9 protein-coding genes are annotated in these 15,235 nt (G+C 32.1%); 4 read left to right on the top strand and 5 right to left on the bottom strand.

Annotated features, from left to right (window positions below):
- Positions 1-66: 66 nt before the first annotated feature.
- The 3 genes from ABNT65_RS16225 to ABNT65_RS16235 are packed head-to-tail and all read right to left on the bottom strand — an operon-like array spanning position 67 to position 7,455.
- Positions 67-480, bottom strand: a complete 414-nt coding sequence (locus ABNT65_RS16225; RefSeq protein WP_348746307.1) for a hypothetical protein — start codon at positions 478-480, stop codon at positions 67-69.
- Positions 480-4,190 carry a DUF6443 domain-containing protein gene (locus ABNT65_RS16230; RefSeq protein WP_348746308.1) on the bottom strand — a complete coding sequence of 1,237 codons (3,711 nt, stop codon included), beginning with the start codon at positions 4,188-4,190 and terminating at the stop codon, positions 480-482. The genes ABNT65_RS16225 and ABNT65_RS16230 overlap by 1 nt, the downstream gene beginning before the upstream one ends.
- A 4-nt stretch (positions 4,191-4,194) precedes the next feature.
- Positions 4,195-7,455, bottom strand: coding sequence for an RHS repeat domain-containing protein (locus ABNT65_RS16235; protein WP_348746309.1), 3,261 nt, complete (start codon positions 7,453-7,455; stop codon positions 4,195-4,197).
- A gap of 772 nt (positions 7,456-8,227) precedes the next feature.
- On the opposite strand from ABNT65_RS16235, the gene ABNT65_RS16240 reads away from it, so the two are divergent.
- Positions 8,228-8,938 carry a hypothetical protein gene (locus ABNT65_RS16240; protein WP_348746310.1) on the top strand — a complete coding sequence of 237 codons (711 nt, stop codon included), beginning with the start codon at positions 8,228-8,230 and terminating at the stop codon, positions 8,936-8,938.
- A 66-nt stretch (positions 8,939-9,004) separates the two neighbouring features.
- Here the strand turns inward: ABNT65_RS16240 and ABNT65_RS16245 are convergent, their stop codons facing one another.
- Together ABNT65_RS16245 and ABNT65_RS16250 are read right to left on the bottom strand one after the other, a co-directional pair.
- Entirely contained in the window at positions 9,005-10,150 is a 1,146-nt protein-coding gene (locus ABNT65_RS16245) for an esterase-like activity of phytase family protein (RefSeq protein WP_348746311.1), read from the bottom strand.
- Positions 10,151-10,551: 401 nt separating this feature from the next.
- On the bottom strand, positions 10,552-11,574 hold the full coding sequence (locus tag ABNT65_RS16250; protein WP_348746312.1) for a metal-dependent hydrolase: 1,023 nt from the start codon (positions 11,572-11,574) through the stop codon (positions 10,552-10,554).
- 80 nt (positions 11,575-11,654) lie between these two features.
- Here ABNT65_RS16250 and nhaC point away from each other — a divergent pair, with 80 nt between their 5' ends.
- From nhaC to ABNT65_RS16265, 3 genes are all read left to right on the top strand, one after another.
- Positions 11,655-13,142 carry a Na+/H+ antiporter NhaC gene (gene nhaC / locus ABNT65_RS16255; protein ID WP_348738642.1) on the top strand — a complete coding sequence of 496 codons (1,488 nt, stop codon included), beginning with the start codon at positions 11,655-11,657 and terminating at the stop codon, positions 13,140-13,142.
- A gap of 259 nt (positions 13,143-13,401) precedes the next feature.
- Positions 13,402-13,848, top strand: coding sequence for a GNAT family N-acetyltransferase (locus ABNT65_RS16260; protein ID WP_348746313.1), 447 nt, complete (start codon positions 13,402-13,404; stop codon positions 13,846-13,848).
- 226 nt (positions 13,849-14,074) lie between these two features.
- Positions 14,075-15,226, top strand: a complete 1,152-nt coding sequence (locus ABNT65_RS16265; RefSeq protein WP_348746314.1) for a pyridoxal phosphate-dependent aminotransferase family protein — start codon at positions 14,075-14,077, stop codon at positions 15,224-15,226.
- Positions 15,227-15,235 lie beyond the last annotated feature (9 nt).

Raw genomic sequence — 15,235 nt, forward strand, 5'->3', positions numbered from 1 at the left:
CCCATAAAAAACATCAATTTTTATTTGCTTTTATCCATAGAATGCGCTATCGGGGATGACCATTATTTATTTAATTTTCAATAAGTTTATTTCATAACCATCTTTCTTATATTTCCAATATTCCTCCTTCCAATTAACCATCATTTCTTCTGGAAGTATCTTAGAAATCAAAATTAAATTATTGTTTTCCTGTAATTTGATCTTTAATTTAAAACTGAAATCAGAGTACAGGAACTTAATTTTATTATTCCTAATAATATATCGCATTTTAGTACATTTTTTTCCTTTTTTTAAAACAATTAAATCATTATCAGTAAATATAAATTTATCCCCTAAACTAATTTCTTTGCAATTATTATGCAATGGAAAACTGGAAATAGCTGTTTTTTTGATTACCCATTCTCCGTTTAAATTCTTATTTGAAACCTGACTTTTACAGGAAAGAACTGTAATAAGAATTAATATAAAAGCACCCTTCATCACTTATAGTATTTTTTTAAATTATATATTGCCTTCCAATCGTATAATGCATTCTTTAATTGGTCTTTACTATCATCATCCCCTAAATCATCTGCATCAGCATTTCTCATATGAACTCCCTTACCTCTGATTGTTTGATATGCACCAAACATTATTTTTCGTTGTTTCAATGTTAAATGTTTGCTGTTTCCAACTGTACCATTCATTACTGTTTTATCTTTTGTATCTGGTAAACCTAATAAATGACCTGTTTCGTGTTCACTTGTGTTACCCTTATTAACATAACGCGCTTCAATTAGGGTAATGTTACCACCTATTTGAGCAACTCCAGCGGGATCTTTTTCTCCATCTTCAAATTCTTGCTCCCCTAACTCATCTACGATTCCAAAAACGTGATCATCTTCTCCAATATCATCAGTTGTTTCTGCTACAGAAAGGTTTGCAGTAAAATTAACTTCTACATTACCTCCGTTATCTCCTTTAAATTTAGAGGAAAAAGCCTTTTTTAATCTCAAAGACAAGTTATGAGCATAGTTTTTAGTATTTACTCTCGACGAAGACAGATCTATAACTTTTCCAGTTAACACAAAATTAATTGTAACATTTCCATCATCGTCTACCGATGTAGTTATTCTTATGTCTCTACCATCTGGATCAGTAGCTACGATTGGAGAATTAGCAACATAGTTATAGGTAGATACCTGGTAATAATTCTCCGAATGAGGATCAATATTAAACCATCTGCCTAAAGAGGCATCATAGTTTCTCCAACCAAAATCTAACATATTTAGTCCAAATTCTTCGTTTAACTCTTTTCCGTTATACCCATACTTCTGCGCGGTACTATTTCCAAGGGAGTTAGTGATATTATTGTATCCTTTATGTTTGAGACCAAAGGGATAGTAATTTGACTCTTCAATAATTTCAGAAGTAGCAATACTACCATTTTTGTCAGCATCCGTATAAGATAATCTAACATTTCCTAAGTGGTCTTTATATTGATAGACATAATCGAATGATGAGATTGCCACGCTTCCGCTCGCAATGACGGGTTTTACATATCCTTCAGGGTGATTAAAAAACTCTAGGGTAGGAATAGACGTTCCTGTTTTTCCTCCTTTAGGTGTTGATGGCTGTACTTTATAAATAAAATTACCAGCATATTGTGTTTTTGTCGCTCCATTACCAGTTACATAGGCTCTTTTTTCTACCTTAGTACCTCTAGCATCATATACATATTCTATTTTACTAGCACCGATATGAACAGTAGTCGGTAAATTTAAATGATTATAAATAATATTGGAAATCCCTTTATTATGGTCTTTTATCATATTACCATTGGCATCATATTCATATTCTTTAGTACTATTAGCACCATCTTTAAAACCTTCATTACTGGTAGCACTGTCAGTTACCTTTTCAAGTTTGTTACCAGCGTCATAAGTGTAAGCTAAATTATCCATTGTACCAAAGCTAGAAACATTAGCAGTTAGATGTCCTTTTCTTAGTAAAGATAAAATATTTCCATTTTTATCATAACTAATAGGGTTTGTTAACACACCACTAGCATCAAAACCACCTAAGTTATACCTACCTGTGTTATCAATAGCCCCTATAATTCTATTGAGAGCATCATAGGTATACGAATATTGAGTACTCTTAGGGTTTCCTGAGGAGTTTACAGTTGAGCTATTCCAACTAGTTTGGGCGATATTTCCATTATACAAACGCTTATTCACATCTGTTACATCATTATAGTATAGGCTAAAGTTAAACAAATCATTGTCATTAGCATTAGAGTCTTCATTAATATTTTTCAACCAACCACGTACATTATAGCTATAATCTACTGTTTGTAAAGGACTGCTAGTACCTCCAACCTCTTTATTCTTTAACTGACCTAGTTTATCATAAGTATTAGCTACAATAGTTTCAGTAGCTTGACTATTAATTTGCTGAGTCTGTTTAGTCATTCTACCGGCATGGTCATAACTAAATACATCAAGCGTTACAATGTCATCTTTTCCAGTTTTCTTATGGGTAGTTTTAGTTTCCAATACTTTCCCAACAAAATCCAATTTACTTTCTATAATATCTACAGTTTGTAAATAATCATTTTTACTATACACATAAATAGGTCTTGCTTTTTCATCGTAATACGTTACGGTATGTATCCAGTCATTAGTACCTAAAATACGTACTTTATTCACTGTAGCCAAACCTTTGGTGTTACCTGTAGAGGTTTGGTTATAGTAAGTTGTTATAGAAGCTCCTAATCCTGTTGGTAAATCAACATAAGTATCATAGTAATTTACGGTATGAAGTTCTATAGAAGTTCCCGAAGGATAGGATTGAGTGTAATTGTAGTATATTTTTTTAGAATCTATAGTCGTATAATTTGAGGTTCTACTAGAGGTATTCCTAGGAAAAGAGCTAGCAATCCAACTTTGAATGTCATAATAAGGAGCATCATCCCATGTTTTCCCCGTTAAAATAACTCTACCTAATTCATCGTATTTAGTAAAAAGCCAATTTTTAGTAGTTCTTAAATTAGCATCCTGTGTTAAAACAGGTCTGTCTAATTTATCATACACAATATATTCCCATTCCTTGCCTGGTATTTTCTTTTCTATCAAACGGTTTCTATAGTCGTATTTATATTGGTAACACAATTCAGAAAGTTCAGTACTAGAAACTCCACTATTATCGCTTACCACTACTTTTGGAGGCAGTACATAGGTTAAATTACCAAAATCATCGTAAATATAATACGTATCATGCGCTTCTTCGGTCACTGAACTTGTTGAAGAGCCTGCTGAGTTTATCGAAGCAAAAGTACGTTTCAAAATAACCTGTCCTTCTTTGTTTTTATATTCTTCTGTAGTATGTAATTTACTTGTAGTACCATCATGATTTTCATCTTTAGTAATGGTTTTGTATAACTTACCAGCGGCATAATTAGTAGTACCACCTTCTAAAGACGGTACAAACACACCATTACTTTCTGAAGTAGTAACCGTAAATAATTTTACCCCATCAGCATCAGAGTTGGTTTGATAATCAAATTCAATTTCATGACCAGCTCCCAAACGCCAGTCATGCCCAGGAGCCGCTTGTTTTAAGACACGGCTTAATGGCGAGTCCTCTAATAATTTTTGAGAATACGCATTTACGGGTTGCCCACTTGTTGAAAAATCATTTGGATATTCAGCCGCATAATAATTTTGTGTCAACCCTTCAACATAATTAGCAGAAGTTCCCTTAACAATAGCACCTGTACTGTTAGCCCCAACAAACGGTAAAAACTCTTTATCCTGCCTTCCTAAATCATCATAACCAATATGGGTTACAATGTCTTTTTTGTTAGGAGATTGTTTAATACCAATACTTTGCTTAGCGCGCCCTAGCCCATCAAAATACGTAATTTGCTCAATAACATCTCTGTTACTACGAATATCATTGGTGTTTTTCAAAGGACTTTGGTATGTACGTGAAAACACATAGTTTTCGTCCTCACTTAAATCAATAGCAGTATAAGGGTCTTCCACAATATATGCCCAAAAATTAGTGGTACTAAACCCTGGTTTTAAGACAATAGAAGTAGGCGCATAATGTTCTCCTGTTTCAGGAGTGTTAAGTTCAACTTGTGCCTGTACTGTAAAGAAAACAGCACTGGTAATATAGCCTAAAAATAATAATAACTTTTTCATAGACTTATTTGTTTTTATAATTATAAGTGTTTTCTTTTAAAATATTTCCCTCAGCATCTTTAACCAAATGCAAACGGTTAAAAGCGTCATAATGATACGAAGTAACTCTACCACGAGCATCCGTCATGGTGCTTACACCAATTAACGGTTTATATGTAAAAGAAGTTACCAAGGCGTTATGGAGTCCAGTACGCACTTTAGCCATTTCAGTTTGTAACTGACTTTCGGTATAGCTCTGTAAATAACTTAAATCATGATCACTATTTTTACCTAAAGCAGCCATTACCTGAGCATAAGTTGCCCCTTCTATTTTGGCAATAGGTTGTGTATAGTTATAACCCCATAAGTAGGTAATAGAAGTTCCGTCTTGTTTACTTACCTCTGTAGGATTTCCTTTAGTATCATAACTGATATAAAGTATTCGGTTTTCTAAATCTTGGTCTCCTTTTGAGGTTTTAATTACTGAAGGTAAATATAAATTGGATGGATTGTGTTGATCTGAATATTCTGTTTTTTGACGGGATATTTGTACCCCTTTATTAAATTGAATTGTTTCTAAAGGTTCTGTAATACGATGCTCATTAATCAATTTAGTATCGTTTAAATCATTAGCATAATATATTTTAGATTTTAAAACATCTCCTTTACTGGTTGTTGTTGTTGTTTCTGATACTAGTAAATTAGAATTATACTTATAATTTGTTTCTTGACTAATCGTTCGACTTCCATTGTTTTCTGTAACTATTTTCTTTTTTAATAATTGCTTACCTCTAGTGTTTTCATAGTTAAAATATTCAAAATGTTCTGTTAATGAATTCAAGAAACCAATTACAATCTGCCTAACTTCCAAATTTAAAAATGTTTCTATAAAATGCTCTTGGTATTCATAAGTCTCTTGATAAATAGGAGTAATTTGATTTTCTTTATATATTGATTTATTAATCAGTCTAGCTCCTTTCCATAAAGGATATATTATTTTAGGAAATGTATTGTACGCATGAGCATTTCTTTCATATGCTTCCGGTATTGATAGCCTATATATATACTCAGTAAAACCATTGTTGTTATCACTACCTATTAATCTTTCTTTTATATAATCATATTCAATTAAATTTCCATTAGGGTTAATGTCTTGAAACTGATTCATTACAATAGCCATTTGATTAACAAGAAAAGTAGGTTTAGTTTCTGACCCTTCCACTCTTGTTGTTAAGGAATAATACTGAGGTTTGTGCTTTAACAATGAGGCTATACCAATTTTATTCTTTCCATATTTTACCTTTCCATAATCAAATATTTTTTTTCCTAATACGTTATTTTCAAGTTCAGAATCATATGAAATGATTTCTTTAATTCTTAAGCCAGGGCCTAAGCTTGGTTCTATTTTAGTAATATCAGTTATTAAACTTCTTGTTGAATAATTTAAATTTGCTGACACATATGCAGTATTATTAATAAAACAAGTTCCATTACTTATTACTGAAGGACCTATGTTTACAGAAAGTTTATAAGTATGCCCTTTTTTTAAATTTGTAATAAATCTATTACTATAACAAGATGTTGGAACTAAATGAGTATAACCATATAATAAATTAGAAGTCCCATTTGTAATATCATAAAACTTAACTGATGGTAAAGTAGTACCCCCAGTGATATTTGTGAAAAAAACATCTATAAACTGTGGTTTATTATTATCTACTTCTTCGGTAACTGTAAATATTTTTTCATCAGAATGAACACTTACATTAGGGATATTACCTATTTTTTTACCTATTGCCATAACATTAATTGCTGGGGCTGGTTGTGAAGCGTATTTATCTTCTTCGTTTAATATATAATTATTTTCATAAACAAATTTTGTTTTTCCTCCTGTAGGGTATACGATTTCTTCTAACATAGCTGCTTGACTAAAATTGGAGTCTACTGATCTATTAGCTTCACCGATATGATTAGCATTCGTTATTGTGATACCTAAATTATTTTGAAAATACTGAGTTGTTTTCTTTTCTATTAAATCTTTATTATCATTTTTACCGTTATAATATCCATATATATCCTGCCCTGTAGTTTCCCTTGCTGGTAGTTTAGTAGCATTGTATTTGAATTTATACATTTTTTCAATAACATTATTCTTGTTTTTAAAAAGTACATTCTCTAATTTTAGACTCTTTATATTTCTACTAGAATCAAATACTGAAACATTACGCCCCAAATTCAAAGTATTTAATTGTACGGGTCTATCAAAATAGGAATCATTATCAAATACAACTTGTTTAGTTAAAGTATAATTGTCTGTGGTTGTTAGATTATAAATATCAAACTTATCTATTTTTTTACTTCCGTTTATAGCATCTAATCTATTGCTGTGTGTGAACACTATTTTTCCTTGATTAAATTTTATAGTCTTTAATAGCTGTTCATCATGAATAAGGTTACTGTAGGAGTAATTATTACCAGTGTATTGATATAAATTGGGAATTGTACTTTCTAAGGAGTGACTATGAGAACTTATTCTATTATCATTTGTTCTGTTTTCACTATATTCAAAAGTAATCTCATTTTTTTTTGCTGTAATAATTTTTGACAAATAAATACTACTTCCTTCTAAGGTTCTTATTGTTGGTCCTGGATGAGTTGTAGTTGTAATTGATTCTCTAATAGAGAATAGGTATATAGTCCCATTAGGAGCAGTGATTTCAAATCCATTAGGGATTCTTTTTATTTTAAGATTATCTTCATTTAAACTTTTCCCTTCACTTCTATTATGTAACACGAATTGCCCTGAATAATTTAAAAAGTTATACGAATAAATATCATGTCGATTATTTGTAAAACCTTTAGAGCTTGGAATAAGAATATCATTGGCAGCATCATAAACACCAGGTATTGCCTCTATTTGTGAAGGGGTATATACATCTTTTATATCATAGTACAAATCCTCTCCATTAATTACTTGGGTATTTATGACCCCGCCAGTTTGAAGAGTCCAGCCCAAACCCACATTACTTGCTATATCATCTACTTTTATACCTGAATGATGATAACTAAGTGTAATAGGTAATGAAACTTCATCTACCTTTATTTCATACAATGGGATAGCAATATTAGTTAAACCAGTATTGTAATTAACAGGGTAAGAACCATACTTCCCCAAACTTGCAGCCTCTGGTGTTAGTGGAGAAAAGTTTGGTGTTTTAGGGGCTTCCTGCCCATACACCACAACATAAATTAGCATTGTAAAAATGCTTAACAGTACTCTCTTCATAATGTCTATTGATTATTTAGCAATTAATTTTAAAACGTTAATAAATCCTTTCAAGGGCAAAATTATACCTTTTTTACAAGCTAACAAACTTTTTTCTAACTATTTAATGAAAATAGCTGTCAGTAGCAGTATTCAGTAAGAATCAAATTATAGAGTAATGAGTACGACTATTGCTTGGTCATTCGAACGTAGTATACGGAGTGAAATAATCATTAGCTAAGCAGTGACGTCCCATTTCGTCATTCCGTACGCAGTTTATGAAGTGAAGGAATCTGTTTGTCGGTTAATAAATAGTTCAAGTAATTAGTTTTTAATGCTTAGTGTTTAATTTTTAGTTTTAAACTCATAACTCATAACTCATAACTCATAACTCATAACTCATAACTCATAACTCATAACTAAACCTCAAACCTTCTACTTTTTACCAAACTCCAATAGGAGTCCATAACAACCCAAAAGCAGTCAGTAACAAGGGAACAGAAATCAGTAACAAGACAACAGGAGTCTGTAACAAGCAAAGAGGAATCAGTAACAAGGTAACAGGAGTCCGTAACATAGCAAGAGGAGACAGCAACAAGCCAAGAGAAGTTAGCAACAAGGCATCAGGAACTCGTAACATAGCAAGAGGAATCAATAACAAAGCAATAGTATTAACACATTCAAAGAAAACATTAAGAGAAATGAAAAATAAAAATTAAAAAAAATGTTAAACACTTGATTTTTAAAAAGGTGTTTAGTAAGTTTAACCCATTAATTATAAAAATAAATTGTTATGACATCAACTTCTCAGAAGTCGTATGCCAGTAGATTGGGCAATGCGAAAAAAATGGCAACAATAGTAGCAACATTTACAGACTACCAACCACCAGTACCCAATGCATCCGTAGAAAATTTGCAACAAACCATTACAAACATTGAGCAAATACAAGAAGAGTACAATACCGCAACATTAAGTTACACCTTAGTAACAAACGAAAGGAAAAAAATCTTTTCAGACAATGAAGATGCCCTAGAAAAACGTTTAGCACCTATTAGAGGATTCATAGAAGCTTTAAAAGGTAAAGAAAGCGTAGAACTAAAACAAGTAGGAACGGTGATTAAAAAAATAAGAGGAAAAGCAAACCCCAAACCAGTATCGGATACTGAAAGTGAAACCACGGTAATAAGTCAAGTAGAAAGAACCTATGCAAGCCGAATCACAAATTTTAAAATCATTATTGATCTACTAACCAGTTTAGGAGAAGCTTACACGCCACCTAATGAGCTGATAACGGTTACAGCATTAAATGAGTTAGCAATCAAAGCAGCACAAAGTACCGTTGAAGTAGACAAAGCATTGAGTTTATTAAAACCAATTATTGAAGCAAGACAAACAAATTTTGAAAACCTTAAAAACCAAGTACAAACCATTAAAAACTTTGTCAAAGCACAATACGGATTAACCTCAAATGAGTACAAACAAATTAAAGGACTTGCCGTATAAAAATAAAAAACAGCAAACAACAAAGGTCGCAAATAACACGCGACCTTTTTATAGTATAAAAATGCTCTAAGGCAATACCTCTAAAACAATAAACTGATTTAATTGCGCACCAAAAGCACTAAAATTATTATCTGCCACAAGTACTAAAGAAGCATGACCATTAGGAAGCGTAGGGCCAAAAGTCATTCCCTCTAAATTGTCCACCACCTTAGCGGTACTACCAGGTACAGAAGACAATTTTGGTCGAATAGAATTAAAGCTAAAAAGCAATTCCTTAGTAGCAGGTACCACATTTGATGTTAAACTGTTTAAAGAAGAAACATCCGTAGCCTTAGAAGCATCAACCTTATAAATAAACACATCATTTCCACCATCAGCAGTACCAGAAGCAAAAGAACGCTCTAAAACTAAAAACCGATCCGTATCATACGCTAAAATCTCCACAAGACCATTTACAGTAAATCCACCATCTCTAACTACAGAACCTAAGCTATAAGTAAACTGACGACCAAATTTTTGGGTAGCTTTATCAATATAAGCAATACGTACTTTAGAATCTGTTTTTTCACCAAAAACAGGCGCAACACCATCTTGTTTTAAAGGAAGTTCCATTCCTACCCAATACCCTTTCTTATCAAAACTAGCACACAAACCTTCAAAAACACCATTATTTCTAGCACCAGTATCCGCTTTTACTGAAGAAGCCTTAAAAATTTCAGGCAAAGCATATTCATAAGTAAAACCACCTTGTAAAGAAGCCGTTCTAACAAAAGGATCCACTTGGTTGTTTACAAAACCTTCACTAGCCCAAACAATAGCATTCGTACCAGCATCAAACCGAATCGCTTCCGGATCTACTTGCTGTTCACCAAAAGAAGCACCAGTTTTAGTAAGCAATTCAACCTGACTTAAAACTTTCACACCGTTAAATTCAGAAGCATTAAAATCTAATGATGCAGTATAAAAACGAATGGGAGCCTTTGGAGTATCACTAATCAAATAATAAACACCATCGTGATAATCAATACTAGAAAGCCCACCTATAACCTCGTTGTTAAACAAAGTACCATCAGGAATTATGTGTTCACCAATAAATTTAAAACCACTAATACTGTGAGAAGTAGGAGCATCAGGAGTATCGTTATCCGAGTTACAACAAACAAAAAAAAGCAAAAAACAAAAGAGGAATGTAAAATTGATAATTGTTTTCATATAATAATATATTGGGTTAAAACCCCAAATCACACCAAAAAGAATGACTATAAGGTTAAAAGCAAGTTAACCTTCAATATCGAAAAAGTTAAAAATACCTATGACACTTTTTATTGTTTTCTAATAAGAGCATTAAATCTTTCACTGAACCTATTTAAAGATAAACTTTATAAACCATTATGTGCAATTCATATAATGATTATAAGCGATTAAAAGCGGCGCTTTTCAACTCTTCTTCGCAGAATAGAATTTTATTTCGTTAAAAAATCTTGAAGCCTTGGAAAGATTTTAGAAATGATAATTCGGTTTTTAGCTTCAGCTAAAAAATTCATTGAAGAAGTGTCCTTTTTTTGGTTCGTTTTTTTGGACAAGCAAAAAAATGAACAATAACTCAATTAAAATTACTTCCCAAAAATACGTGCATAAAAAGCCTCAAAATCCTTTTTAGAAGGAGGATTCCCATAATTAGGAATCATATCCCAACGCTTACCATCCTTTTTTAAAGCAAACCGAAAAACAGAAGAATGAATATCTTTCGGATTCATAAGCGGATAACGCAAATCCAAATACGCAATCACTGAAGAACTATCATTAGGCACCAAATTAAAATACCCATTACTAAACCAAGACAATGTTTGCAAATCAGGATGCTGCATATCAAGTAACGTATGGTTTTTCGGAATCGTCAAAATAGTATCCACTACACTTTTAGTATCTAATAAAGAGTAAAAACCAACTTTATAATTGTTACTGGTCTCAGCAATCCCATACCATAAAATAGTGTTTAAAAGCGTAGGTTGCGCAGAAAATCGACTATAAGCAATAGTAGATTCATCAAAAGACTTTTTAAAAACACTATTTATATACAATTTGTTCCCAATAGTAAGCAACAAATAAAAACTACTCATATAAATACCAGTTTTTACCCAACGAGAACGTTTAGTGCTTTTTCTATTAAAAAACAGCGCAACAACTAAACAAACCAAAAAAGGTAAAGTATATAGCGGATCCACCACAGAAATGGTATTAAAAGCAACTCTATAATTTGAAAAAGGTAAAAGTAATTGCGTTCCGTAAGGCGTAAAACTATCTAAAATAGGATGTGTAAAAATGGACAAGAAGAATAAAAGAATCCAACCCTTTAAAGTAGAAGTACCAACACGTTTTCCAGTGTTGTACAATTTAAAAGTAAGCCATCCAAACGCAAAAGCACCCAAAAAGGCAAAAACAATAGAATGCATAAAACCTCTATGAAAAGCCATAGCATCAATTTCATTACCATACAATACACTACCAATAATAACATCCAAATCAGGAATTGTACCTCCAATAGCACCAAAAAGCATCGCTTTATTACCAATTTTTTTACCAAGAGCTACCTCACCACAGGCGGCACCCAAAACAATTTGCGTCAATGAATCCATAGAAAACAAATGTACTAAACCTATTCTACTTGTGTAATTCTTTACAAAATCGTAACATTACACTTCCAAATTACTACCGAATGCAAGACGATAAAAACCTATCCGAAATAAAAATTGAAGATCAGAAAATCATAGCCAATAAAGAACTAAGTATATGGGAAGCCTTAATTCCTGTTTTAGCACTAGTACTTATGCTAGCGTACAATGTGTACGTATTTGGAGACGATGCTTTGAGTGGAAGTAACCAGTTTGTATTACTATTAGGAGGAGCAGTTGCCGCCATTGTAGGTTTTAAGAACAAAGTTTCTTATAAAACCATGATGGAAGAAGTAGCCGAGAATATAAAATCAACAGCAGGAGCCATTCTAATACTTTTAATGGTAGGTTCATTAGCAGGAACATGGTTAATAAGTGGAATCATTCCTTCAATGATTTATTATGGATTACAAATATTAAACCCAACCATATTTTTAGTAGCCTGTTTAATCATTTGTGCAGTAATCTCTATAGCAACAGGAAGCTCGTGGACAACAGCGGCAACGGTTGGAATAGCATTAATAGGAATAGGAGAAGCACTTGGAATTTCATTAGGAATGACAGCAGGAGCTGTACTATCTGGAGCCTATTTTGGAGATAAAATGTCGCCAATGTCAGACACTACCAATTTAGCACCAGCTATGGCAGGAACAGATTTATTTACCCATATTAAATACATGGCATATACAACCGTGCCAACATTTATAGTAACCATGGTATTTTTTGTAATCTTAGGATTTACACAAACAGCCACAGGAGAAGCAGATACCCAAGCAATGCTAGCAGATATAGGTAAAGCATTTAACATAACACCATGGTTGTTTTTAGTACCCGTATTAGTTATATTTTTAATCATTAAAAAAACACCACCATTAATAGCCTTATTAGCAGGAACCTTATTAGGAGGGATTTTCGCATTAATTTTTCAACCCAATGTAGTAGCACAAATAGCAGGTGTAGAAAAGTTAGATATAAATTCAGCCTACAAAGGAGTAATGCAAGCCATTACAGTAGAAACTTCAGTAGCAACAGAAAACGAAGTGTTAAAAGATCTATTTACCGCAGGAGGAATGAAAAAAATGCTAGGAACGGTGTGGTTAATATTACTAGCAATGGTATTTGGAGGAATTATGGATGCCATAGGTGCTTTAGCAAAAATAAGTAGCTTTATGTTAAGTTTGTTTGATTCTGTTTTTGGATTATTTGCCAGTACCGTAGGAACTTGTATAGGATTAAACTTTACAGCATCAGATCAATACTTAGCCATTGTAGTACCAGGGAAAATGTATGCAAAAGCCTATGAAGATAAAGGATTAGCGCCAGAAAACTTAAGTAGAACCTTAGAAGATTCAGGAACAGTAACCTCGGTATTAATACCATGGAACACCTGTGGAGCCTACCACTCAGGAGTATTAGGAGTACCAGTGGTAGATTATGCCTTTTATGCAATGTTTAACTGGTTAAGCCCTTTCATGACCTTATTATTTGCAGCATTTAGAATAAAAATAAGACAAATAGCAAAAAAACAATAAACAAATCTTATTTATACGAAGTTTAATTTTTTAGTATCAATTATTACATACAACATGTGTGTAATAAGGAAATGTATGGTAGACACTAAAGATTAAATAATACGATTTACGAAAAAAAATTTCACAAACGTCAGTTCGAGTGTTTTTTATGAAGTGTTAACGTAATAAAAAATTATCGAGAACAGTTAATTTACATGGAATAATTATCCATAAGCGCAAACATTATGAGATATATTAATATTTAATTGGTACCTCTTTTATGATAAGAAAAGCAAAACAAACAGAAGCAGAAATACTAACAGCGCTAGCATTAAAATCGAAAGCCTATTGGGGGTATTCAGAAGCAGACATAGAAAGTTGGCGTCAAGACCTAACGGTAACAATACAAATGCTAAAAAACACCAAAGTAAATCTATTCGAACAAAATGCTACAATAGCAGGTTTCTATATGTTAAACCCACCAGAAAATAAAAGTATAGAATTAGAAATGCTATTCGTATTACCAGAGTTTATAGGGCAATCAATAGGGAAAAAGCTATTAATACATGCAATTAATGAAGCCCAACAATTAGAAGCAACAGTAATAACGCTATTAGCAGATCCCAATGCAGTTCCTTTTTATAAAAAACAAGGATTTACAATAATTGATAAAAAAGAAAGCTCCATACCTAATAGATACTTACCGATAATGAAAAAAGAACTATAACATAACTAGTTATTAATGTTAGTTCGAGTGTTTTTTATGAAGTGTTAAAGCAGTAAAAAAATTATCGAGAACAGATAAAATTATACAAAATTATTATCCATAAATAGTATTAAATGATTTTTATGTAATAAAAGTTTTTAAGTTTCTTTTTTCTATAAGCGAAGTGGTCTTGTGCCTTTTATCAAAGAATAGTAAATAACAATAAAAACTCTTGTACTTTTGTAGTATGAATTTTCCAGAAAAATTACAGAAAAAACTACAAACTAGAAGAAAAGACAATGCCTTAAGAAGTCTTAAAGAAACTAGTGATTTAGTAGACTTTTCATCCAACGACTATCTTGGCTTTGCAAGATCTAATGAATTGTTTGAAAAAGCACATCAGTTTTTAATGGAGAACCAAATAAACACTAACGGAGCTACAGGATCTCGTTTATTATCTGGAAATCATAAACTATTCAGTACTACAGAAAAAGAAATAAGCACCTATCACAGAGCAGAAGCAGCATTACTATTTAACTCAGGATACAATACCAATGTAGGCTTTTTTGCTGCAGTTCCACAAAGAGGCGATGTTGTTTTATATGATGAATTAATCCATGCCTCCATTCGTGATGGAATTCAATTATCGAATGCAAAAGCCTATAAGTTTAAACATAATAATGTAGAAAACTTAAAAGAGTTAATCTTAAAACATAAAAAGGAAGTTACAAATGAGGTAGAGATATACGTAGTTACTGAGTCTGTTTTTTCTATGGATGGAGATATACCAGATGTATTAAAAATGGTAGAAGTATGTTCAGCACTAAAAGCTCGTTTAATTATTGATGAAGCGCATGCTTTGGGTGTAATAGGAAAAAATGGCATGGGAATTGTGCAAAATTTAGAAATAGAAGAAAAAGTTTTTGCAAGAATCATCACCTTTGGTAAAGCATTAGGATGTCATGGAGCTGTGGTTTTAGGAGCTAATGAGTTAAAAGAATATTTAATAAACTATGCCAGAAGTTTTATTTATACAACAGCCTTACCACCACATGCTGTAGCAACTATAAAAATAGCCTACCAAGAATTAGCAAGTGAAAAAGGCAAAGAACAAATAAAAGATTTACAAGAGAAAATCACTTATTTTGTTAGTGAAACACAAAGATTGCAATTAAACTTTATTCCTAGTAAAACAGCCATTCACTGCTGTATAATAGGAGGAAATACAAAAACAAAACAAATAGCAAAAGCAATACAAAAAATAGGATTTGATATAAAACCAATACTTTCTCCAACAGTAGCTATACATAAAGAAAGATTGCGTTTTTGTTTACATAATTATAACACCAAAAAAGAAATAACAGAAGTTCTAGAGAACCTTGTTACTTTTGTATCATAATAAAAATAA

It is taken from the genome of Tenacibaculum sp. 190524A02b (assembly GCF_964036645.1).
GTDB lineage: Bacteria > Bacteroidota > Bacteroidia > Flavobacteriales > Flavobacteriaceae > Polaribacter > Polaribacter vairaonense.

Bases quoted from the DNA above. Each gene is read 5' to 3' on its own strand.
- nhaC (WP_348738642.1), top strand. From the start codon at position 11,655: ATGCAAGACGATAAAAACCTATCCGAAATAAAAATTGAAGATCAGAAA.
- ABNT65_RS16230 (WP_348746308.1), bottom strand. From the start codon at position 4,190: ATGAAAAAGTTATTATTATTTTTAGGCTATATTACCAGTGCTGTTTTC.
- ABNT65_RS16260 (WP_348746313.1), top strand. From the start codon at position 13,402: ATGATAAGAAAAGCAAAACAAACAGAAGCAGAAATACTAACAGCGCTA.
- ABNT65_RS16240 (WP_348746310.1), top strand. From the start codon at position 8,228: ATGACATCAACTTCTCAGAAGTCGTATGCCAGTAGATTGGGCAATGCG.
- ABNT65_RS16250 (WP_348746312.1), bottom strand. From the start codon at position 11,574: ATGGATTCATTGACGCAAATTGTTTTGGGTGCCGCCTGTGGTGAGGTA.
- ABNT65_RS16265 (WP_348746314.1), top strand. From the start codon at position 14,075: ATGAATTTTCCAGAAAAATTACAGAAAAAACTACAAACTAGAAGAAAA.
- ABNT65_RS16235 (WP_348746309.1), bottom strand. From the start codon at position 7,455: ATGAAGAGAGTACTGTTAAGCATTTTTACAATGCTAATTTATGTTGTG.
- ABNT65_RS16225 (WP_348746307.1), bottom strand. From the start codon at position 480: ATGAAGGGTGCTTTTATATTAATTCTTATTACAGTTCTTTCCTGTAAA.
- ABNT65_RS16245 (WP_348746311.1), bottom strand. From the start codon at position 10,150: ATGAAAACAATTATCAATTTTACATTCCTCTTTTGTTTTTTGCTTTTT.